Below are 20760 nucleotides of genomic sequence, written 5' to 3'. Positions count from 1 at the left end.
AGGTAAGGCTAACCTAAGCTACGACCGAACAACATCAACCGAACACCATCGGCAGTGGACGGAAGGAACGGACGGAACCGTGCGACGCTTGCGCACCCGACTGGCGGGAGCACTGCTGTCCGTGCTCGCCCTCACCCTCACCTCGACCGCCTGCGGCGGCCCTTCGGAGGCGTCCGCGCCCGAGCGGACCGGCGGCTCCGCGAGCCCGGCCGCCGACCGCGTCGAACCGCTCGCGGGGACCCCGGCACCCGACCTCCCGGTCACCGTCCGGTCCGCGGACGGGCGGAAGGTGACGGTCGACAAGGCGGAGCGGCTGGTGCCGCTCTCGGGCAGCCTCAGCGAAATCGTCTTCACCCTCGGCCTCGGCGACCGGGTCGTCGCCCGCGACGTCACCGCCACCTTCGCCCAGGCGGAGAAGCTGCCCGTGGTCACCCGGGGCCACGACGTGTCCGCCGAGAGCGTGCTGTCGCTGCGCCCCGACCTGGTGCTCGCCGAGGCCACCAGCGGCCCCGCCGAGGCCATGGACCAGATCCGCGCGGCCGGCATACCCGTCCTGGTGGTCGACCCGGCCGCCGGACTCGACGACGTGGGCCCGCGCATTGAGGCCGTCGCGAAGGCGCTCGGCGTCCCGGACGCCGGACGGGACCTCACCCGCCGCACCGAACAGCGCATCGCCGCCGTCACCGACACCGTCCCCGACGAACGGCCGCGCCCCCGCGTCGCGTTCCTCTACCTGCGCGGCTCCGCCTCCGTCTACCTCATCGGCGGCAAGGGCTCCGGCGCCACCTCGCTGATCGAGGCGGCCGGTGCGGTCGACGCGGGCGCCGCCTCGGGCCTGACCAAGGACTTCACCGCCATCACCAGCGAGGCCCTGGTCAAGGCGGCCCCCGACGCGATCCTCGTGATGGCGAAGGGTCTGGAATCCGTCGGCGGCGTGGACGGCCTGGTGAAGATCCCGGGCGTCGCTCAGACCCCGGCCGGGATGGACCGGCGCATCGTCTCCGTGGAGGACGGCATCCTGCTCAACTACGGGCCGCGCACCGACCAGGTGCTCACCTCGGTCGTGGAGCAGCTCTACGCCGGCGGCGGTGCCGCGTGAGCGTCCTGGAGAAGGCCGCGCCGAAGCCGGCCACCGGGCCCGGCCCCGCGACCCCGTCCCGGCAACACCGCACCACCGCCTGGCTGTTGACCGTCGGACTGGTCGCCGCCCTGCTCGTCCTGATACCGGTCACCGCCGGCACGGGCGCCTATCCGGTGCCCGTCGGCGACGTCCTCGCCTCGGTGCAGCACCGCATGGGGCTCGGCGGCGGCGAACTCGACCGGGTCGCCGAGTCCGTGCTGTGGAACGTCCGCTTCCCCCGCATCGTGCTCGCCCTGCTCGTCGGCGCCTCCCTGGGCTGCGCCGGCGCCCTGATGCAGGGCGTGTTCGGCAACCCGCTCGCCGAACCGGGCGTCATCGGGGTGTCCTCCGGTGCCGCCGTCGGCGCGGTCGGCGCCATCGCGCTGGGGCTCGACTTCCTGGGCAACTGGACGGTGTCGGTGCTCGCCTTCGTCGCCGGCCTGGTCACCGTCCTGCTGGTGTACGTGATGTCCCGCGCGAACGGCCGGACGGAGGTGGTGACCCTGATCCTCACCGGCATCGCCGTCAACGCCTTCGCGGGCGCGCTCATCGGCCTGTTCCTGTTCTTCGCGGACACCGCGGCCGTCAACCAGATCACCTTCTGGCAGCTCGGTTCGCTGTCCCAGGCGACCTGGCCGAAGGTGCTCGCCGTGCTGCCGTGCGCGGTCCTCGGCCTCGTCGCCGCCCCCCTCTACGCACGCCGCCTGGACCTGCTCTCGCTGGGTGAACGCCCCGCCCGGCACCTGGGCGTGGACGTGGAGCGGCTGCGCATCGTGCTGGTGCTGGTCATCGCGCTGCTGACGGCGGCGGCGGTCAGCGTCTCCGGCATCATCGGCTTCGTCGGCCTGGTCGTCCCGCACCTGCTGCGGATGGCGGCCGGACCGGGCCACCGGTTCCTGCTGCCCGGCAGCGCGCTGCTCGGCGCGCTCGTGCTGCTGGCCGCCGACCTGACGGCCCGTACCGTCGCCGAACCCGCCGAACTGCCGCTCGGGGTCCTCACCGCGCTGATCGGCAGCCCGTTCTTCTTCTGGCTGCTGCGCCGCACCCGCCGCAAGCAGGGAGGCTGGGCATGATCCGGCTGCGTCACCGTCCCGCCCCGCCGCCGGCCGCGGAGCCCGGCGACGTCCTCGTCGAGGCCGAGCGGGTCACCGTCCGGCTCGGCGGCCGGGACGTCCTCGCCGGCGTCGACGTCACCGCGCGGGCCGGCGAGGTCCTCGCCCTCGTCGGCCCCAACGGGGCGGGCAAATCCACCCTGTTGAGCGCTCTCGCCGCCGACCTGGCCCCGACGGCCGGGACGGTACGGATCCACGGCCGTCCCGCCGCCGCCTGGTCGGCGCCCGAACTCGCCCTGCGCCGGGCCGTTCTGCCCCAGTCCGCCTCGCTGTCCTTCCCGTTCACGGTCGAGGAGGTGGTGCGCATGGGCCGCGCCCCCTGGACCGGCTCCGCCCCCGGCGAGGACGAGGCGGCCGTGGCCGCCGCGATGGCCGCCACCGAGGTGACCCCCTTCGCCGCCCGCCCGTTCTCCGCCCTCAGCGGCGGCGAACGCGCCCGGGTCGCGCTGGCCCGGGTGCTCGCCCAGCACACCCCCGTGCTGCTGCTGGACGAGCCGACCGCCGCCCTCGACATCCGGCACCAGGAGCTGGTGCTGCGGCTGTGCCGGGAGCGGGCCCGGTCGGGCGACGCGGTGGTCGTCGTGCTGCACGACCTGGGACTGGCCGCGGCCTACGCCCACCGGGTGGCGGTGCTGCGCGGCGGCCGGGTCGCGGCGGACGGCCCGCCGTCGACGATCTTCTCCGAGCGGCTGCTGTCGGAGGTGTACGACCAGCCCGTCGAGGTCTTCCCGCACCCGCGCACCGGGGCGGTGCTGGTCCTCCCGGCCCGGGAGGGGTGAGCCCAGACCGGGGGCAGCCGCGGCAGCCGGGGACAGCGGACCGGGGACGGGGAGCAGAGGCCAGAGGGTGGGGTGCGGGTGGCGGGAGGACGGGCTGCACGGCCTGTCCCGCGCCTCCTCTCCACCCTCCGGGGGCGTGAAGTCACGGTGTGGCCGCTGTCCCCGGTCCCCGCACATGCGGCACCCGCCGCCCCGGTAGGGTTCGCCTCCGGGAAGGGGAAGGTGAAGGAACCGGATGAGCAGGGATCTCGGCCTTCGAAGGCTCCGCGGGCGGAACCGGAGCGTGCTGCTGGCGGCCTCGGTTACCGTGCTGTCGATGACGGCCGGCGGATGCGTCGTCGTGCACGGTGAACGGGAGGTGCGCCCGGCCACCACAGCGGACGAGGCCGCGAAGGCACTCCAGGATTTCACCACCGCCTACAACAGGGCGGACAAGGCGTACGACGGCTCCCTGGACGCCGAGTACACCACCGGCGCGCTGGCCGACATCGACGCCGCACGCCTGAAGGCGGGGCGCACCAACAACCCGCAGGGCAACCCCCGGCACACGCCGCTGGAACTGTCCGACGCCAGGTTCACCATCCCCAAGAAGGCGGGCTGGCCGCGCTGGTTCGTCGCCGACGCGGCCGGCAACAAGGGCGGACAGAACCGCTGGCTGCTGGTGTTCACCCGCGACGGCGTGGACGACACCTGGGAGGCCGCCTACCTCACCCTGGTCCCCCCGGACGCCGTACCGGAGTTCAAGACGGACGCCGACGGCTGGGCCGAGCCGGTGCCCGTCAACTCCACCGATCTGGCCGTGCCGCCCGGCGAGTTGGGCCGCACGTACGCCACCTACCTCAAGGACGGCGGCGACGCCTTCGAGGAGGGCCCGCACACCAGCGGGTGGCGCGCCGTGCGCTCGAAGCAGTCGGCGCGGCCGGGGCTGGCCACGCAGTACATCGACGAGTCCGTGACGAACGGCGACTACGCGCCGCTGGCGTTGCGCACCCGTGACGGCGGGGCACTGGTGTTCTTCACCACGCGGCACTTCGAGAAGCAGACGGCCGCGGCGGGGACGTCCGTACCGACCCCGAACAAGGACGTCCTGGCCCTGACCACCGGCGACATCGGGCAGTCCCTCACGATGGAGTTCCTCTCCAACGGGGCGGCCCTGACCCCGGCCTCCGGCGCGGCCTCGGACGCGGTGCGCATCCTCGGGCGGACCCAGGGGCTGACGTCGGCCAAGGGCGAGTAGTGGTCGGGCGTGGGCCCGGGGCGTGGTGACGCTCGGGGTGGCGCGGGCAGAGGGTCGTGAGCGAGGGCGAACGGCAAACCGCGACGGCAACGGCGATGGCAGCGGCAACGGCAACGGCAACGGGGGCAGAGTGCCTCGGCTGCCGACGGCGGTTCGGGAGACACGGCGCTGCGCGACGATGGGGGCGATGCGGCGCGGTGGACTGCGGGTGAGGTGCGGTGACGTGTCCCGGTGGTGCTACGCGGCCCGCCGCACGGTGGTGTGCCGGGGCGTGCTGAGGCTCAACGGCGCAGGGGCCAGGCGGAGTTCACCTGGTCGGGCTGCTCGCCGACATGGCGGGCGCAGGCGTCGGTGAGCGTCTCCAGCAGGCTCAGCGGCTCCGGCAGCGGATGCTCCGGACCGCGGACCCAGTGCACGGACCGGCCGTCGTCCCCGGGGAGCCGGGCTGGCGGTACCAGGACGTAGGAACCGCGGCAGTGCCAGCGCAGGCCGGGATGCTCGTCCATGGTCTCGGGGTGGCAGTCCAGCTCGCACGGCCACCACTCGTCCTCGTCCTCGGGGGTGCCGCGGGTGAGGGTGAAGAAGAGCATCCGCCCGTCGTCGCTCTCGGCGACCGGACCGACCTCGACGCCGGCGGCGAGCAACCGCTCCAACGCCTCGCGACCGGCATCCAGGGGCACGTCGAGGACGTCGTGCACCATGCCGGTCGCGGTGATGAAGTTGGCCTGCGGCTGATGGCGGGCCCAGCGTTCGATCTGGGCGCGGTCCGTCGTGGACTGCGTCTGCCAGGCGAAGGACACCGGGTGCCGGGCCGGGGTGGGACAGCCGACGCGGTCGCAGGAACAGCGGTATCCGGCCGGGTGGGCGGCGGGCGCGAGGGGCAGTCCCGCACCGGCTGCGGCGAGCAGCAGTGCCTCACGGCCGCCTTCGTCCGCGGCCGGTTTCGGGCGGCGTCCGCGCAGCCACTGGGAGAGTTTGCCCTGCCGGCCGGTCCGACCGCCGAACTCCGCGCTCATCTATCCCCTCGCCTCGCCGTCCTGTTTCCACAGCATGCCCTATGGTCGCACCTTCCGGCGCATCGGGGGGCCGGAGCCCACAATCTGCGCAGGTCGGACGAGGGGTCCCGTACCGGACCGGCACGCTCCGGAGTACGCCGGGAGCGTGCCCGTCCGTTCTCGGCCACGCCCGGCGGTCCGCACGCGCGGGCGCAACCCTGACGGGGCCCGTGCCGCCGGCGCGCGGACCGGGCGGACGGCGGGCGGGCGGCGGGCGTACGACGGCCGGGCGGTCGGGCGTACGCGGAGTCGGGCGTACGCGAAGTCGGGCGTACGCGGGGTCGGGCGTACGCGGGGTCGGGCGTACGCGGGGTCGGGCGTACGCGGGGTCGGGCGTACGCGGGGTCGCGAGCGCCGGGCCCGGGGCGGGGTGACGGCCTGGGTCAGCGCGGGGCGAGGCCGTGGAGGGCGTAGTCGACGAGGGTGTCGGTGTACTCGTGGCTGATCGGGCCGCTGTACTGGAGCCAGCGCTGGGCCAGCGGCGCGACGAAGAGTTCGAGCGCGATGCGCGGGTCGACGTCGGGCCGGACCTGCCCGGCCGCCTGGGCGGAACGCAGCCGCTCGACGTAGAGCTGGAGCTGTGGTTCGAGCAACTGGGCCACGAACCGGCGGCCCAGTTCCTCGTTCACCACCCCTTCGGCGGCCAGGGCCCGGGACGGGGCCTCGAAGGACGGGTCGCGCAGTTCGTCGACGGTGGCGCGCAGGACCATCTTGAGGTCGGCGGCGAGGTCCCCGGTGTCCGGGATGCCCTGCGGCTGCTGCCCCTCGGAGGCGGCGGCCTCGGCGGCTTGCTCGGCCAGGTCCAGGAAGGCTTCCAGGAGCACGTCCGCCTTCGACGGCCACCAGCGGTAGATCGTCTGCTTCCCGACGCCCGCGCGGGCGGCGATGCCCTCGATCGTGGTGCGGGGGTAGCCGACCTCGACGACCAGGGCGAGGGCGGCGTCGTAGATGGCCCGCCGGGAGCGCTGGCTGCGGCGGGTGGAGTCGGGGGCGGTGCGCGGTGTCTGGTTCGGGGACATGCAACCGAATTTAACAGGTTGACAAGACGCTCCGTCTCGCCGGACAGTGGACACCAGGCCATGCGAGACGAAACGTCTCGTTGTCGATGCGGGGTGCCGTGACGGCCGGGCGACCACACACTGCGGTGTGCGCGCGGCCCACGGGGTGCGGCCTACGGCCCGCGGGCCGTCGTTCGTCGGCTGCTGGAAGCCTGCTGCCGACTGCCGACTGCCGGTTGTCGACTGTCCGCTGCCGGTTGTCGGCTACCGGCTACCGGCTACCGGCTACCGGCTACCGGCCACGAACTACGCATGACGCGACTGAGCGACTGAGCGACTGAAGGGAGAACGCCGTGAGTCGAGGCGGAGGAAACATGCTGGGCGTCGGAGGAACCCGCCGCCACCTGGGCCGCAAGGCCCTGCGCGGCGCCGGGAACGGTGACCGCATCGGTGGCGGCCTGGACCCCCGGGCCCAGAAGCGGGAACTGCTGCGCAAGTTGCAGGAGAAGCGGCAGGGACAGCGAACGGCGCCGAACCGGCAGGACACCGTGAACGGCCAGAGCCCCCCGGAGAGCACCGCGAGTGACGCAGTGACCGGCGCGGAAGCTCCACGCCGGCGACGGTGACCGTGAGAGCGAGGTCACCACAAAGGCCCGATCAGAGCGAAACAAGGGTCCGATCAGGGCGAACGCCGGAACCAGGGGCGAACGCCGGGGTCAGGGGCGAACGCCGGAATCACGGCGAGGGCGGAGGGCCGGGCGGCCAGGGGTCACCCCAGTCGGTGTCCCGGGCCGCCCGGTACTGGTCGCCGTGGCGCTTGGTGACCGTGGCACGGCGCAGGGAGGGAGGCGTTTCGCACAGGTCGAGCAGGACCTGCCCCTTGCGGATCTGCGGCTTGCGGACGACCCGGGCAGTGGCCGGGGCGGCCGGCAGCCGGGTCGCGGCGACGTAGCTGAACTTCTCGTCCTCGTAGGCGAGGGAACCGCCCTTGACCTGGCGATGCAGCGAGGAGCGGCTCACCCTCGCCGAGAAGTGACACCAGTCCGTTCCCGGTGCGATGGGGCAGGTGTCGCTGTGCGGGCAGGGGGCGGCGACCCGGAAACCGGCGGAGACCAGACGGTCCCGTGCCTCGATCACCCGGGCGTAGCCGTCGGGGGTGCCGGGCTCGACGATCACCACGGTGCGGGCGGCTCCGGCGGCGGCGTCCACGAGGGCCGTGCGGTCGGCCTCGGTCAGTTCGTTGAGGACGTAGGACACCGTGACGAGATCAGTGCTCTCCAATGTGAGCGCCGATCCGATACGCGAGCGCTGCCACCGGATGTCCCGGAGCGCGGCATGCGTCCCGGCGAGCTCCCGTCCGACGGCGAGAGCGGGCTCGGCCCAGTCCAGAACGGTCACCGGCCGCCGGCCGCCCCAGGTGGCCTGCACCGCCCAGGCCGCCGCGCCGGTGCCGCCGCCGACGTCCACGTGGTCGTCCGGTTCCCAGTCGGGCACGGTATCCGCGAACGCCGCCAGCGCCGACCGCACGGCCTCGAACGTCGCGGGCATCCGGTACGCGGCGTAGGCCGCCACATCGGCCCGGTCCCGCAGGATGGGGGCGCCGGTGGGGGTCGCGCCCCGGTAGGTGGCGATCAGCCGCTCGACGGCCTGCGCGGCCTGCCGGGGAGGCAGCCCTTCGAGCAGCCCGGCGAGGGCGGAGCGCAGGGTGTCGGCGGGGGTCACGGGGGCGGGGGCGTTCACCCGGCGAGTCTATGCGGCGGTGCGGCCCGGAGGCCGAGGGCTGCGCACGCCACCGTCCGAGCGGTCCCGCCGCCCGCCCGGCGCCGCCTCGCACCCCCGGCTATCGCCCCCGCACCGCCCGTGCCAGGCGGGTGGCCGCACGGGCCCGGGGGCCGTTGTCCGGGGTGGGGCGGCGGCGTGGGTGGACGGTGTTGGCGAGCAGCACCAGGAAGGTGTCCGTCGCGCGGTCCAGCACCAGGGACGTACCGGTGAAGCCGGTGTGGCCCGCCGCGCCCCGGCCCGCCAGGTCGCCCATGAACCACCGCTGGTCCAGGGCGAATCCCAGGCCCGGCGGGGTGAACAGCAGGTCCACGAAGTCGGGGCCGAGGATGCGGGCGGGACCGTGGGAGCCGCCGGCCAGCAGGGTCCGGCAGAACACGGCCAGGTCGTGGCCGGTGGAGAACAGCCCGGCGTGCCCCGCGACCCCGCCGAGTGCCCAGGCGTTCTCGTCGTGCACCTCGCCCCGCACGAGCCCCCGGTCCGCCTTCCCCCACGGCCGCCGCTGGTCCTCGGTGGCCGCCGCGCCGGGGCAGGGGCCGAAGTCCGTGGCCGTCATGCCCAGGGGCCGGGTGATGCCGTCGTGGACGAGGACGTCGAGCGTGCGGCCGGTGAGGCGTTCCAGCAGGTGCTGGAGCAGCAGCATGTTCAGGTCGGAGTAGCAGTACGTGCCGGGCACGCCCAGGGGTTCCTCCGCCCGCAGGAGCGCCAGCCGTTCCGCGTCGTTCGCGCAGTCGTACAGCGGGAGTTCGGGACGCAGCCCGGAGGTGTGGGTGAGCAGCTGCCGGACGGTGATGCCGTGCCGGGCGGCGCCGGTGAAGTCCGGGAGGTAGGCGCCGACGCGGGCGTCGATGCCCAGGGTGCCGCGCTCGATCTGCTGCACGGCGGCCACGGAGGTGAACAGCTTGGTGAGGGACGCGAGGTCGAACGGGGTGTCCACGGTCATCGGGACGCGTTCGGCCGGGGGCAGTTCGACGCCGGTGTCCGTCTCCTCGTCGTAGGCCGCGAAGCGCACCGCCCAGCCCGCCGCCTCCCGCACGACGAGCACCGGACCGCGGCCGGCGAACGCGACGGCGCCCGCCGCCCAGGGACGCTCACCGGTGGTCGCGTCGTGGATCTCCCGGACCATGTGCCGGAGTTGCCCGGGATCCAGCCCGGCACGCTCCGCCGTGCCGTGGCGCAGTCTCGGTGCGCTCAGTGCTCCTCCCCCACCCTCTGTTCCTGCCTCGCCCGGCGCTCGGGCCCGTGCCCGTCGCCCGTCCGGAGGGTACCCGTCCCGTCCGTGCCGCCCACCCCGTCCGGGCTGCCGGTTCCGTCGGCGGGCGCGTCCGCGCGACCGCGTCCCCGTCCCGGGCGGCACAGTGTCAGGAAGCAGGCCAGCGCCACCAGGGCGGCGCCCAGTTGGACGACCGCCATGGGGACGGCGGTGTCCTCACCGGCGATCCCGACCAGCGGCGAGGCGACCGCGCCGACGAGGAAGGAGGCCGTCCCGAGGAGCGCGGAGGCGGACCCGGCGGCGTACCGGGTGCGCATCAGGGCGAGCGCCTGGGTGTTGGGCAGGGTGATGCCCATCGCGGACATCAGCACGAACAGCGCCACGGCCACCGGCCCGAGGCCGACCTCGCCGAACACGCCGAGCGACATCAGCAGCAGTGCGGTGGCCGCGAGGATGACGACGGCGAGTCCGAGGCCCAGCACCTTGTCGAGGCTCACCCGGCCGACGAGCACCTTGCCGTTGATCTGTCCGACGATCACCAGTCCCAGCGAGTTGATCCCGAACAGCAGGCTGAACGTCTGCGGGGAAGCGCCGTAGATCTCCTGCACGACGAACGGGGAGGCCGAGATGTAGGCGAACAGGGCCGCGAACGCGAAGCCTCCGGCGAGGAGGTAGCCGGTGAAGGGCCGGTCGGCGAGCAGCCGGCGCATCGCACCGAACGTCTCCCGGACGCCGCCGGTGTGCCGTTGCGCGGGTGCCAGGGTCTCCGGCAGCTTCGCCCAGACCACCGCCGTCAGCACGGCGCCCACGACGGCGAGGACGACGAACACGCCGCGCCAGTCCGTCACCCGCAGCACCTGCCCGCCGATCAGCGGGGCGACGACCGGCGCGACCCCGGAGATCAGCATCAGGGTGGAGAAGAAGCGGGCCACGGCCACGCCGTCGAACAGATCGCGGACCACCGCCCGCGCGATCACGATGCCGGCCGCGCCCGCGAGTCCCTGGACCAGCCGGAAGGCGATGAGGAGTTCCACCGTCGGCGCGAACGCGCACACCGCGGTGGCCACGACGTAGGCCACCAGGCCCACCAGCAGCGGGCGCCGGCGTCCCAGCCGGTCGCTCAACGGCCCGACGAGCAACTGCCCCAGCGCCATGCCCGCCAGGCAGGCGGTGAGGGTGAGCTGCACGGTCGAGGCGGGGGCGCCCAGGGACCGGGTGACCTCGGGCAGCGCGGGGAGGTACATGTCCATCGCCAGCGGGGCGGTGGCGGTCAGGCTGCCCAGGATGAACGTCACCAGCAGCCTGGCCCGGCCCGCGGGCCCGACCAGCGCGGCGGCGACACGGGGGTCGGGGGCGCGGGTGACGGCGGCCGGAGCGGGGACGGCCTTCGTGACCGTCACGGCGTCCGTCGGCGGGGGCGTCGCGGTGTCCGCGGTGGGTGCGGTGTCCGCTGTGGCCGCGGTGGGTGGGGTGGGCGCGGTGGGCGGCGCGGTGTCCGCTGTGGGCGCGGTGGGCGGCGCGGTGTCCGTCGCGTCGCCCGATGCGGCATCGGGTGCCGTCACCTCGCGCGAGGCCGCATCCGCTGCCGTCGCCTCGTCCGCAGCCGTCGCCGTCCTGCCCGCTGCCGTGCCTGCCGTGCCGGCCGCGCCTGCTGCGTCGGCCGCGCCTGCCGTCGTCTCGTCCACCGGCGTCGGCGCCCTGTCCGGCACCGCTCCACGCCCCGCCTCAGTCGCCTCGTCCGCGGCCGCCCGGTCGGCAGCCGCCGTGTCGGTCACGGAGTTCCCCCCGGTGTCCGGCACGCCGGCCGTCGTGCCGGGTATGTCCCCGGCCGCGGTCTCCCCTGTCGAGTTCGCTGCGGACGCCCCACCCTCGGGCATGCGACCCCCTCCCTTTTCGCGTCATCCGCTCCCTATGCTCTCAGCTCATACGGAGTGCTCGGCGTCGACGGCGACGCTGTGGGAGCGCTTCCACGCCGAGGCAGTGCGAACGAGGGTGGACGGATGACAGGGCAGAACGTGCGGTGGGGCATCCTGGCGACGGGCGGGATGGCCGCGACGTTCACGGCGGATCTGGTCGATCTGCCGGACGCTGAGGTCGTGGCGGTGGCGTCGCGGTCGCAGGAGTCGGCGAAGGCGTTCGCCGAGCGGTTCGGGATCCCCCGGGCGTACGGCGACTGGGAGTCGCTGGCCCGGGACGAGGACGTGGACGTCGTCTACGTGGCCACCCCGCACGTCGCCCACCGGGCGGCGGCCGGGCTGTGCCTGGAGGCCGGGCGGAACGTGCTCTGCGAGAAGCCGTTCACGCTGAACACCCGGGAGGCCGAGGAGCTGGTCGCGCTCGCGCGGCAGCAGGGACGCTTCCTGATGGAGGCGATGTGGATGTACTGCCACCCCGTGGTGCGTCGCCTGAAGGCACTGGTCGACGACGGAGCGATCGGCGAGGTCCGCAGCGTGCACGCGGACTTCGGGCTCGCCGGGCCCTTCCCGCCCTCGCACCGGCTGCGGGACCCGGCGCTGGGCGGGGGCGCCCTGCTGGATCTCGGCGTGTACCCGGTGTCGTTCGCGCACCTGCTGCTCGGGGAGCCGTCGGAGATCACGGCGAGAGCAGCGCTCTCGGATGAGGGCGTCGATCTCCAGACAGGTGCGCTGTTCTCATGGGAGAGCGGTGCTCTCGCTTCGGTGCACTGCTCCATCGTGGGCGGCACGGCCACCTCCGCCTCGGTCACCGGCTCGGAGGGCCGCATCGACATCCCGAACGGCTTCTTCTCCCCGGAGCGGTTCGTGCTGCACCGCACCGGGCGGGACCCGGAGGAGTTCGCGGGGGACCCGGCGGACGGACCGCGCGACAGCCTCCAGCACGAGGCCACCGAGGTGATGCGCGCCCTGCGGGCCGGCGAGAAGGAGTCCCCGCTCGTACCGCTCGACGGCACGCTCGCCGTGATGCGCACGCTCGACACCATCCGGGACGGCATCGGGGTGCACTACCCGGGGGAAGCCCGCTGACCCCGCACACGAGCAAGCAGAACGGCAGCCGGCACGGCGGCGGGCGCAACGGCACGCCGCCGGCCGCGCCGACAGACGAGGCTAGGCGCGGCGAGGCGAGACGAGGCGAGGCGAGGCGAGGCGACCAACGGCACAACCGCCGCGCCGGCCCCGCCGACACCGGAACCGCCACGGCAACGGCGTTGCCCCGGCGTCAGCACGACGGCACCCCGGCGTCAGCCCGAGGTCAGCCCGACGTCGGGGCTACGCCGGACCGGCACCGTGGCAGCCACGGACCGGCACATGCCGACACCGGGGCGACACCGGACCGGCACCGTGGCAGCGATGGACCGGCACACGCCAACGCGGGGGCGCTGGCGGGGTCGTTGGCGGGTCCGGCACAGGCTCGGCGCCGAGTCACTGCCGGGTCGGCACAGGCTCGCTGCCGGGTCGGCACAGGCTCGGTACCGGGGCAATGCCGAGGCGCAGTCGAGGCGATGCCGCGTCGGCGCATCAGCACCCCCGCTCCCCACCCCCCACCCCCACCCCTGCGCCCACCCTTACAAACGGACTGATTGAGTCCGCCCCATTGCGGCGGAACGCGGATCTATGCTCAACTCTCCTACACAAATGCTTCACATGTGGAGCAGGAGGCTTCCGCTGGGGCCTCCACAGGGGTCTTCCGCAGGCCATTTCCTGGGGGGAGACGGCAGCCGCTCCACGTCACCGGGTGGGGGGATCCGCGCGGGACCGCGGATGCGCACCGGTGCGTGGAACGGCTGCCGTCCTGCGCGGTGGTCGCACTCGCCGACGGGCCGGCGGGTCGGCGGGTCGGTGGACCGAGTCAGGCCTGCCCGGTCTCGAAACGGGAGATGCGGCCGTCGTCGACGGTGAAGCTCCAGCGGGTGCGCATCTCGCCCCACGTGTCGTTGCGGTAGCTGACGACGAGGCTGCGCCCGCCGTTGACCTCCTTCTCGACGTCCATGTGACCGTTGGAGGAGAAGATCTCCCGGTCGGTCCAGTCGGCGAGGTCCCGCTCGGAACCGTCGTCGGCCATCGTCGCGCCCGGCGCGAGCACCGCCGAGAAGGCCTCGCGGTCGTGGTTGTTGACGGCCGTCACGAAGGCACGGACGGCCGGGTCGCTGAGTCGCGTGGTCTGAATCGCCATGCAAGTCAGCGTGGTCCCGAACCGGGCACCCCGCCACCCGCACCACCCGAACGGCGCCCGCCGCGAGCCGTGCCGTCCGGGCGGGTGGGACGGTGGACCGGGCGGGGGCCGAACCACTGCCGCGGGAAACGACGGGAGACGACGTGACCTGTTACGACCGACGCGATCTGGGGCTGTTGCTGCTCCGCCTGGGCACCGGCGGCGTGCTGGCGGCGCACGGCGCGCAGAAACTCTTTGGCTGGTTCGGCGGTGGCGGGATCGAGGGCACCGGCCAGTTCATGGAGAGCATCGGCTACGTGCCCGGGAAGGTCAGCGCGACGGCCGCCGGCGTCGCCGAGACCGGCGGCGGCACCCTGCTGGCCCTCGGCCTGGCGACCCCGGCCGCGGGCGCGGCGGCGGCCGGGGCGATGGCGGGCGCGGCGGCCGTGCACACGCCCAGCGGCTTCTTCAACCAGGCGGGCGGCTACGAGTACGCGGCGACCCTGGGCCTGATGGCCGCCGGCCTCGCGGTGACCGGTCCCGGCCGCCTCTCCCTGGACCAGGCGCTCGGCCACACGGTCAACCGGGGCTGGATGCTCCCGGCCGCGTTCGCGGTGACCACGGCGGCCACCGTGGCGGTCATCGGGGCCCGGGGCCGCCGCCTGCGCAAGGCCAAGGAGGGCGAACAGGAAGCACTGTTCGACGACTGAAGCATTGTTCGAGGACTGAAGCATTGCTCGAGGACGGCCGGGCCAGCGTCCACCGACACCACCGGACCGGGTCATCGCTCACGCCCGCCTCCCGGAACTGCCCCAAGTCGGTGACGGCTCCGGGACCTCCGGGTCGGCCAGCCCTTCCGGCGCCGCGCCCCCGTCAGTCCCTCCTTGCCAGAGCCCGGAGTCACGGCTCGCTGTTCGTACCGCGGCCTCAGGGCTCGCTGTCGGAACCCGGCGTCAGGGGTCGCTGTCAGTGCCCTGTGTCAGGCTCCCCCCCCATGAGCGACAGCGATCACCCGTCCTCTCCCCCGCCCGCACCGGCCGGCCTGTGGGAGTCCGTCGACGACCTGTGCGCCTGGCTGGACGCCGAACGCCCGGTCGGAGGAGGTGGGCGAAGTGGCCCAGGCGGTGGTCGGCGCCACCGGCCAGAACCCGCGCAAGGGCACCACGCACACCTGGGACGACGTCCGGTCCGAGGTGTGCGACGTCGCCGTCACGGCCCTGATCGCGCTGCGGACGCTGGCCCCGGACGCCCCCGAGGTGTTCGCCCGGCACCTGGAACAGGTCAGACACCGCTCCCTCGGGGCCCGACGGCCCGACGCGTCCGAGGCCTGACCGGACCCGTCCGAGGCCTGGCAGGCAAGGAGCCGTCGGCAGGCCTCCGTCACCCCGCTGCCCTCCTGTCCTGCTGCCTCCCTTGTCCCGATGCCTCCCGTGTCCCGCTGCCCCCGTGGCTGTTGGGGACGCCCCCTCAGACCTTCTCGCCGTGGTCGGGCCGTTCCTGCCCTGCCCCCGCGCGCGGACCGCGATCCTTGTCCAGCACCGGAGCCGGCGGCGACCCGGCCTCCACATCCGCGTCTGGGTCCCCGCCCATGTTCCCGTCCGTGTTCCCGGGCATGTTTCCGTCCGGGTCGCCCTCCCGCGCCGGCACGACGCCCGGTGCCCGCTTCGCCGCCTGGATCTGCTCGTAGACCCGCGTGCGGAGCTCGGTGAACCGCGGATCCGCCCGCGTGTGGAGCTGGTCGCGCCGGGCGGGGAGGTCGATGGTCAGCTGTTCCTGGACCACGGTCGGGGACGACGACAGGACGACGACCCGTTCCCCCAGGTAGACGGCCTCGTCGATGTCGTGGGTGACGAACAGGACGGTCACGCCGAGTTCCTGCCAGAGGCGCCTGATCAGGTCTTCGAGGTCGGCGCGGGTCTGGGCGTCGACGGCGGCGAACGGCTCGTCCATCAGCAGCACTTCGGGCTCGTAGGCGACGGCCCGTGCGATGGCGACGCGCTGCTGCATGCCGCCGGACAGCTGCCAGGGGTAGGCGCCGGCGACATCGCCGAGGCCGACGGAGTGCAGGGCGTGGTCGACCAGTTCGCGGCGCCGGGCCTTCGTCAGGTGCTTCTTCTGGCGCAGCGGCAGTTCGACGTTGCCGCGCACCCGCAGCCAGGGGAAGAGACTGCGCCCGTACTCCTGGAAGACCACGGCCATGCCGGGCGGCGGCCCGGTGATCCGGTCGCCCTTGAGCAGGACGTCGCCGGAGGTGGGGGCGAGCAGTCCGGCGACGCACTTCAGGAGCGTCGTCTTGCCGCATCCGGACGGACCCACGACGCAGACCAGTTCGCCGGCGTCCAGGGAGAAGGTGAGGTCGCGCACCGCCTCGACGTACCGGCCGTGTCCCTCGTAGACCTTCCGCAGTCCCCTGACGTCGAGCATGTGCTGTCCCGCCCCGCCCTCTGTGCCGGCGCCCGCCCCTGTCCTTGCCCTCGCGACTGTCCTAGCCTTCGCGACCGTCCTCACCTCCGCAGCTGGCCCTGCCTCTGCGCCTACCCGTCCCCGGGGTTGTTGCCGGCTCTGTTCCTGTTCCTGTTCCAGCGCCTGTTCCAGCGCCTGTTCCTGTTCCTGTCCCTGTTCCTGTCCCAGTTCCTGTTCAGGTCTCTGTCCCTGGCCCGCTTCCGGTCCCCTCCCCTGCCCCTCACCTGCCTCCTCGGCCGGCTGCCCGCCCCCCGGGTGCGCGGCCCACACGGCCCACACGGCTCCCGCGGTCCGCCCGGCTAGGCGACTGGGGCGACTGGGGCGGCTCAGGCGACCGGCGCGGCTGTTCCCGCGGCGGTCGCGGCTCTCCTCGCTCATGACGTCCTCCGGGACCGGCGCAGGCCGTGGTACCAGGACAGGGCGCGGCGTTCGACGGCCCGGAACACCACGGCGAGCAGTACGCCGAGCAGACCGAGCAGCAGAATGCCGCTCCACATCTCGGGGATGGCGAACCCGCGTTGGAACTGCACGACGGCGAAGCCCAGGCCGTTGCTGGCCGCGAACATCTCGCTGATGACCATCAGGATGACGCCGATGGACAGCGCCTGCCGCAGACCGGCGAAGATCTGTGGGCTGGCCGACCGCAGGACCAGGTGCCCGAGGCGCGACGGACCCGCGATGCCGTACGAGCGGGCCGTCTCGGCCAGCACCGCGTCGACGGCCCGTACCCCCTCGACGGTGTTGAGCAGCACCGGCCAGACGCAGCCGGAGGCGATGACGACGACCTTCATGGTGTCGCCGATGCCGGCGAAGAGCATGATGACGGGCACCAGGACGGGCGGGGGCACGGCTCGCAGGAACTCCAGCACCGGTTCCGTGATGGCCCGCACCCGGGGGAAGGACCCGATGACGACACCGAGGGTCACGCCGATGACGGCCGCGACGGCGTAGCCGAGGAGGAGCCGGGTGAGGCTGGGCACCACGTCGGTCGCGATCCGCTCGGCCGTCCACACCTCGCGGCCGGTCTCCAGGATGGTGCTCAGCGGCGGCCAGTAGACGTCGGTGCTGTCGGCGGAGGCGAACCACCAGACGGTGACGAGGAGGACGGGCAGGGCCACCGCGAGCAGCAGCCGCAGCACCGCAGCGCGCAGACGCCGGGCCGCGGAGCGCAACGGCGGGCCGGCGACGGCGGACGCCGTACGGCCGCCGGTGACGGGCGGCGGGAGGGGAGGACCCGGGTGCGGATGCGAATGCAGGGACGGGTGCAGAGGCGGGTGCGGGGGCGGGGGCGGTGAGTCCGGGCGTTTCACGGGGCCACCTCGCCGCGGACGGACTGGTGCCAGGCCAGCGAGCGGCGCTCGACGGCCCGGGCCCCTACGTTGATCAGGACGCCGATCAGACCGGTGACGGCGACCAGCGCGTACATGTCGGGCACGGCGTGGGAGGTCTGCGCGACGGCGATCCGTGAGCCGAGGCCGGGCGTGCCGATGACGAGTTCGGCGGTGATCGCGAGCACGAGGGCGACGGCCGCGGCGAGCCGCACGCCGGTCATGACGTAGGGCAGGGCGGTCGGCCACAGCACGTGGCGGATGCGGGCCCAGGTGCCGAGGCCGTAGGAGCGGGCGGTCTCCTCCGCCACGGGGTCGATGTCCTGGACTCCGTACAGGACCTGCACCAGCACCTGCCAGAAGGAGGCGTACACCACCAGCAGCAGGGTGGAGCGGAGATCGGTGCCGAACAGCAGCACCGCGAGGGGGATCAGGGCCACCGAGGGGATGGGCCGCAGGAACTCGACCGTGCCGGCCGTCGCCTCGCGCAGGTACGGGACGACGCTGATGAGGACGCCCGCGGCGATGCCGGCGGTGGTGGCGATGAGCAGGCCGAGGGCCCAGCCGGTCAGGGTGTCGCCGAGCGCGGTCCAGAACGCGGTGTCGGACACCTCGTCCACCAGCGCGGCGGCGATCGTGCTGGTGGGCGGCAGGTGGTCGGCGGAGACCAGGCCGAGCCGGGGCACCGCCTCGATCACGGCGAGGAAGCCGCCGAGCCCGGCGAGGCCGAGGAGGGCGTGGGCCGGTCGTCCCCGCCGGTGGGCACCCGGCGGGCCGGTCCTCACGGGCGCCCGGGTCACGGCAGCAGCGCGTCCAGGTCGGGCGCCTTCTCGAACAGCCCGTCCTGGCGGCCCAGTTCGCCCAGCCGCTCCAGTGAGGCGCGGTCCGGCTCGTCGGGCCACTCGGGGAGGGTCATGGCCGCCAGCGTCTTCTCGGGGATCTTGGTGTAGGTGGCGAGGATGTCGCGGACCTCGTCCGGGTGGCTGTTGGCGTAGGCGAGGGACTCGCGGGTCGCCTCGGCGAACTTCTTCACCAGCTCCGGGTCCTGCCGGGCCAGCTTGTCGGAGGTGAAGTAGAGGGCGATGGTGAGGTCGGGCGAGACGTCGACGAAGTTGGAGGCGACGACCCGGCCGCCCTGTTCCTTGACGACCGCGAGCGAGGGTTCGACGACCCAGGCCGCGTCGACCTGGCCGGCGTCGAGGGCGGCGGGCATCTGGTCGAAGGCGAGTTCCACGAACTCGACCTTCGTGGGGTCGCCGCCCGCCTTGCGCACGGATTCCCGTACCGAGGTGTCGCCGATGTTCTGCAGGGTGTTGACCGCGACCTTCCGGCCGGCCAGGTCCTTCGGCGACTTGACAGGGCTGTCGCCCTTGACGACGACGCCGCCGAAGTCCGCCCCGTCCTTCCCGGTCGACGCGACGCCGTTGGCGACGGCCCGCACGGGCACGTTCCGGCTCTGGGCGATCATGAGCGAGGTGGTGTTGCTGAACCCGAACTGGAACTGGCCGCTGACCACGCCCGGCACGATCGCCGCTCCGCCCTGGCCGGTCTCCAGGGTGAGGTCGAGGCCGCGTTTGCGGTAGAAGCCCTGCTTCTCCCCCAGGTAGACGGGGGCGACGTCGACGATGGGGATCACGCCGACCTTCACGGTGGTCAGGCCGCCCGAGGACGTACCGGAGGCAGCGGAGTCGGCGTCGGAGTCGGAGTCGGACGAGGAGGAACCGCAGGCCGTCGCGGTGAGCGCGAGCAACGCGAGGGCAACGAACCCGGCTGGCAGACGACGCACAGGGCCTCCTGGATGAGTCGCGGTGAATGTGCGCAGGCCGTACGGACGTTGATGCGGGGAACCTAGGGGCAGCCCTCCGGCCGGTCAACCCATCAGTAGGACGGTCTTCAACAACAGCTCGACTGCCCGCCGTCGAGCGGGAGTTCGCGCGAAGCGCGTCCGGACGTGGCGGAGCCCGGGAGTCGTATCCAGCTCCCGGGCCCCTGGGGATGCCACCCACGTGCGCACGCCGGCGCGTTGAAGAGGACGGATCAGTCGTCAAGCCGTCGTGTTCTTCCTTTGAACTACCGCGCCGTGGAAGAGGCGCAGACGAGATTCGAACTCGCATCCGATGGCGTTGTCCGTCCCCGGTCGGTCCGGCGATCGGCGGCAATGCTGAGACTGGAGCGAGAGTCTGAGATTGACCGCGGCCGCCGTTTCGGCGAGCCGCGCCTTCAGGCTGAACTTCAGTGTCAGCTTGCGCTCCTGACACGAACCGGTCCTCAGTCCGGCCCGCGCCCCGTAGCGCACCCCCGCGCTCGCACGCGGGGGCGATCATGGTGCCGACGCGTGGTCCGCGTCAGCCGAAAAGGTACCCGAACACCGCGTCCCCCACCCGCCGGTCGGTGACCTCGGCGCCGTTGGCCTCCTCGCGGGCGAACTTCACCGCCTGCTGCAGCTTCTCCACCCGCTCGGCCAGCTCGTTCACCCGCCGCGCGGGCAGCGCCCCGGAGAACTTCACGGTCGTCCAGTACCCGATGGGCACGTCCTCGTAGTACACCTCGACCTGCGCCGGGTGCTTCTCGGTCGCCTCCGCCTTCACGTGGTTGCGCGGCACCTTCTTCGTGCGGATGGTGCGCACCGGGTCCGTCTTCCACCAGTCCGTCGACGGGTCCTGGGACCAGGACTCGGCGGCGTCGAGGGTCGGCAGCTTCTTGACGAAGGTGTGCAGGTCGGCGAGCTGCTTCTCCAGGAAGAGCAGGTAAGCGACGGGCACGTCGGCGACGATCGTCCGCCCGTCCACCGTGACGTCCGCACGGGCCGTGCAGTTCGCCCAGTCCTTGGTCGCCGTCACGTCGAACAGCCGCGTCAGCGACGCCCCCATCTCCCGCAGCACGTCCTCGGCCTGCACCTGCACCCGCGTCGACTCGGGCGGCAGCTGCTCACCCTCCTCGTCCTTCGGCTGGTACGTCCGCGAGATACCGGCCAGCAGCGCGGGCTTCTGCACCTTGGCGTGGGCGGCGTTGATGTCCTGGAGCGCCTTGTTCTTGACGCCCTTCTCGACGGCGATGATCTGGTTGAGCTTGGTCACGGCGTTGTTCCCCCTCTTCGAACAGGGAGAACGTACCGACGGTGTACGCGCGTTGTCGCCCCATTTTCCGCCGAGCGACAGGGTCACGAGGCGGCCGCCCCCTCGGACCGGGCCGTCAAGGGCCCAGGTCGATGATGCGTACGGGCTGCCCCTTCCACGCCTCGGGTGCAGTGGTGGCGATCACCGCGCCGTCCGGCCGGTCGGCCGTCGGTGCGGCGGCGTAGCGGGTGTGGGCAAGCGCCCATGTGGTCTCGCGGGCGACGGCAAGCGTGGCGGGAAAATCCAACTCCAGGACGGTGATGCCGGGGAGGGCGGCAAGGTGCTCCGCCGTGCCCGGCCGCACGCGGTCGGCCGAGACCAGCGCGCAGGCCGGGGCGTAGAGGAACCAGCCCGCCTCGGCGTGGGCGCGGTGAATCAGCCGGGAGGCGAGCGCATTGCCTTTCCCGGCAGCAACCATCGCGGTGTCGTCCA

20 protein-coding genes and 2 pseudogenes are annotated in these 20760 nt (G+C 73.3%); 10 read left to right on the top strand and 12 right to left on the bottom strand.

Going from position 1 to position 20760, the window contains the following annotated elements:
- Positions 1–88: 88 nt before the first annotated feature.
- The 5 genes and pseudogenes from ACSU53_RS22410 to ACSU53_RS22390 all read left to right on the top strand — a co-directional run bounded on the left by ACSU53_RS22410 (position 89) and on the right by ACSU53_RS22390 (position 4248).
- Positions 89–1099 carry a heme/hemin ABC transporter substrate-binding protein gene (locus ACSU53_RS22410; protein ID WP_437030353.1) on the top strand — a complete coding sequence of 337 codons (1011 nt, stop codon included), beginning with the start codon at positions 89–91 and terminating at the stop codon, positions 1097–1099.
- 83 nt (positions 1100–1182) lie between these two features.
- Entirely contained in the window at positions 1183–2193 is a 1011-nt protein-coding gene (locus tag ACSU53_RS22405) for a FecCD family ABC transporter permease (RefSeq protein WP_437033348.1), read from the top strand.
- The gene (locus tag ACSU53_RS22400; protein WP_437030351.1) at positions 2190–3011 is read left to right on the top strand and encodes a heme ABC transporter ATP-binding protein; all 822 of its coding nucleotides are present in this window, start codon (positions 2190–2192) and stop codon (positions 3009–3011) included. The genes ACSU53_RS22405 and ACSU53_RS22400 overlap by 4 nt, the downstream gene beginning before the upstream one ends.
- Before the next feature lie 138 nt (positions 3012–3149).
- Positions 3150–3284 (top strand): annotated as a pseudogene (locus ACSU53_RS22395) (iron transporter); the annotation flags it as partial.
- A complete protein-coding gene (locus ACSU53_RS22390) occupies positions 3247–4248 on the top strand; it encodes a hypothetical protein (RefSeq protein ID WP_437030350.1) in 1002 nt (333 codons plus the stop codon). The pseudogene ACSU53_RS22395 and the gene ACSU53_RS22390, both read left to right, overlap by 38 nt.
- A gap of 281 nt (positions 4249–4529) precedes the next feature.
- Here the strand turns inward: ACSU53_RS22390 and ACSU53_RS22385 are convergent, their stop codons facing one another.
- Both ACSU53_RS22385 and ACSU53_RS22380 read right to left on the bottom strand, forming a co-directional pair.
- Positions 4530–5264: a bifunctional DNA primase/polymerase gene (locus ACSU53_RS22385; protein ID WP_432055840.1), complete on the bottom strand. Its 735-nt coding sequence runs from the start codon at positions 5262–5264 to the stop codon at positions 4530–4532.
- Positions 5265–5686: 422 nt separating this feature from the next.
- The gene (locus ACSU53_RS22380; RefSeq protein WP_437030347.1) at positions 5687–6322 is read right to left on the bottom strand and encodes a TetR/AcrR family transcriptional regulator; all 636 of its coding nucleotides are present in this window, start codon (positions 6320–6322) and stop codon (positions 5687–5689) included.
- A 332-nt stretch (positions 6323–6654) separates the two neighbouring features.
- On the opposite strand from ACSU53_RS22380, the gene ACSU53_RS22375 reads away from it, so the two are divergent.
- Positions 6655–6927 carry a DUF6243 family protein gene (locus ACSU53_RS22375; RefSeq protein ID WP_437030346.1) on the top strand — a complete coding sequence of 91 codons (273 nt, stop codon included), beginning with the start codon at positions 6655–6657 and terminating at the stop codon, positions 6925–6927.
- A 109-nt stretch (positions 6928–7036) separates the two neighbouring features.
- On the opposite strand, the gene ACSU53_RS22370 is transcribed toward ACSU53_RS22375, so the two are convergent.
- From ACSU53_RS22370 to ACSU53_RS22360, 3 genes are all read right to left on the bottom strand, one after another.
- The gene (locus tag ACSU53_RS22370) at positions 7037–8041 is read right to left on the bottom strand and encodes a small ribosomal subunit Rsm22 family protein (RefSeq protein ID WP_437030344.1); all 1005 of its coding nucleotides are present in this window, start codon (positions 8039–8041) and stop codon (positions 7037–7039) included.
- A 100-nt stretch (positions 8042–8141) separates the two neighbouring features.
- Positions 8142–9206 carry a serine hydrolase domain-containing protein gene (locus tag ACSU53_RS22365; protein ID WP_437030342.1) on the bottom strand — a complete coding sequence of 355 codons (1065 nt, stop codon included), beginning with the start codon at positions 9204–9206 and terminating at the stop codon, positions 8142–8144.
- A gap of 65 nt (positions 9207–9271) precedes the next feature.
- Entirely contained in the window at positions 9272–10621 is a 1350-nt protein-coding gene (locus tag ACSU53_RS22360) for a multidrug effflux MFS transporter (protein ID WP_437033346.1), read from the bottom strand.
- A gap of 672 nt (positions 10622–11293) precedes the next feature.
- On the opposite strand from ACSU53_RS22360, the gene ACSU53_RS22355 reads away from it, so the two are divergent.
- Positions 11294–12295, top strand: coding sequence for a Gfo/Idh/MocA family protein (locus ACSU53_RS22355; RefSeq protein WP_437030341.1), 1002 nt, complete (start codon positions 11294–11296; stop codon positions 12293–12295).
- Between the two features lie 823 nt (positions 12296–13118).
- On the opposite strand, the gene ACSU53_RS22350 is transcribed toward ACSU53_RS22355, so the two are convergent.
- The gene (locus tag ACSU53_RS22350) at positions 13119–13442 is read right to left on the bottom strand and encodes a nuclear transport factor 2 family protein (RefSeq protein WP_437030339.1); all 324 of its coding nucleotides are present in this window, start codon (positions 13440–13442) and stop codon (positions 13119–13121) included.
- Positions 13443–13585: 143 nt separating this feature from the next.
- On the opposite strand from ACSU53_RS22350, the gene ACSU53_RS22345 reads away from it, so the two are divergent.
- Entirely contained in the window at positions 13586–14131 is a 546-nt protein-coding gene (locus tag ACSU53_RS22345) for a DoxX family protein (protein ID WP_437030337.1), read from the top strand.
- Positions 14132–14415: 284 nt separating this feature from the next.
- Positions 14416–14752: pseudogene (locus tag ACSU53_RS22340) on the top strand (MazG-like family protein).
- Positions 14753–14888: 136 nt separating this feature from the next.
- Here the strand turns inward: ACSU53_RS22340 and ACSU53_RS22335 are convergent.
- The gene (locus ACSU53_RS22335; protein WP_437030335.1) at positions 14889–15845 is read right to left on the bottom strand and encodes an ABC transporter ATP-binding protein; all 957 of its coding nucleotides are present in this window, start codon (positions 15843–15845) and stop codon (positions 14889–14891) included.
- Positions 15846–15974: 129 nt separating this feature from the next.
- Between ACSU53_RS22335 and ACSU53_RS22330 the strand changes: the two genes are divergently transcribed.
- Positions 15975–16187 (top strand): hypothetical protein, encoded by a 213-nt coding sequence (locus ACSU53_RS22330; RefSeq protein WP_437030333.1) that lies wholly within the window; start codon positions 15975–15977, stop codon positions 16185–16187.
- Between the two features lie 71 nt (positions 16188–16258).
- Here ACSU53_RS22330 and ACSU53_RS22325 read toward each other — a convergent pair whose 3' ends face one another.
- From ACSU53_RS22325 to ACSU53_RS22305, 5 genes are all read right to left on the bottom strand, one after another.
- Entirely contained in the window at positions 16259–17035 is a 777-nt protein-coding gene (locus ACSU53_RS22325; RefSeq protein ID WP_437033344.1) for an ABC transporter permease, read from the bottom strand.
- A gap of 155 nt (positions 17036–17190) precedes the next feature.
- Complete coding sequence (locus ACSU53_RS22320) at positions 17191–17997, bottom strand: ABC transporter permease (RefSeq protein ID WP_437030331.1); 807 nt, start codon at positions 17995–17997, stop codon at positions 17191–17193.
- A gap of 11 nt (positions 17998–18008) precedes the next feature.
- On the bottom strand, positions 18009–18998 hold the full coding sequence (locus ACSU53_RS22315; protein WP_437030329.1) for an ABC transporter substrate-binding protein: 990 nt from the start codon (positions 18996–18998) through the stop codon (positions 18009–18011).
- A gap of 559 nt (positions 18999–19557) precedes the next feature.
- On the bottom strand, positions 19558–20289 hold the full coding sequence (locus ACSU53_RS22310; protein WP_437030327.1) for a DUF7873 family protein: 732 nt from the start codon (positions 20287–20289) through the stop codon (positions 19558–19560).
- A gap of 115 nt (positions 20290–20404) precedes the next feature.
- Complete coding sequence (locus ACSU53_RS22305; protein ID WP_437033342.1) at positions 20405–20746, bottom strand: hypothetical protein; 342 nt, start codon at positions 20744–20746, stop codon at positions 20405–20407.
- Positions 20747–20760 lie beyond the last annotated feature (14 nt).

Origin of the sequence: Streptomyces sp. enrichment culture, from assembly GCF_964273255.1 — a bacterium.
In the GTDB taxonomy this organism is placed as follows: Bacteria; Actinomycetota; Actinomycetes; order Streptomycetales; family Streptomycetaceae; genus Streptomyces.
Note: the sequence above shows the minus strand (reverse complement) of the source record. Positions and strands in the feature narration are given on the sequence as shown.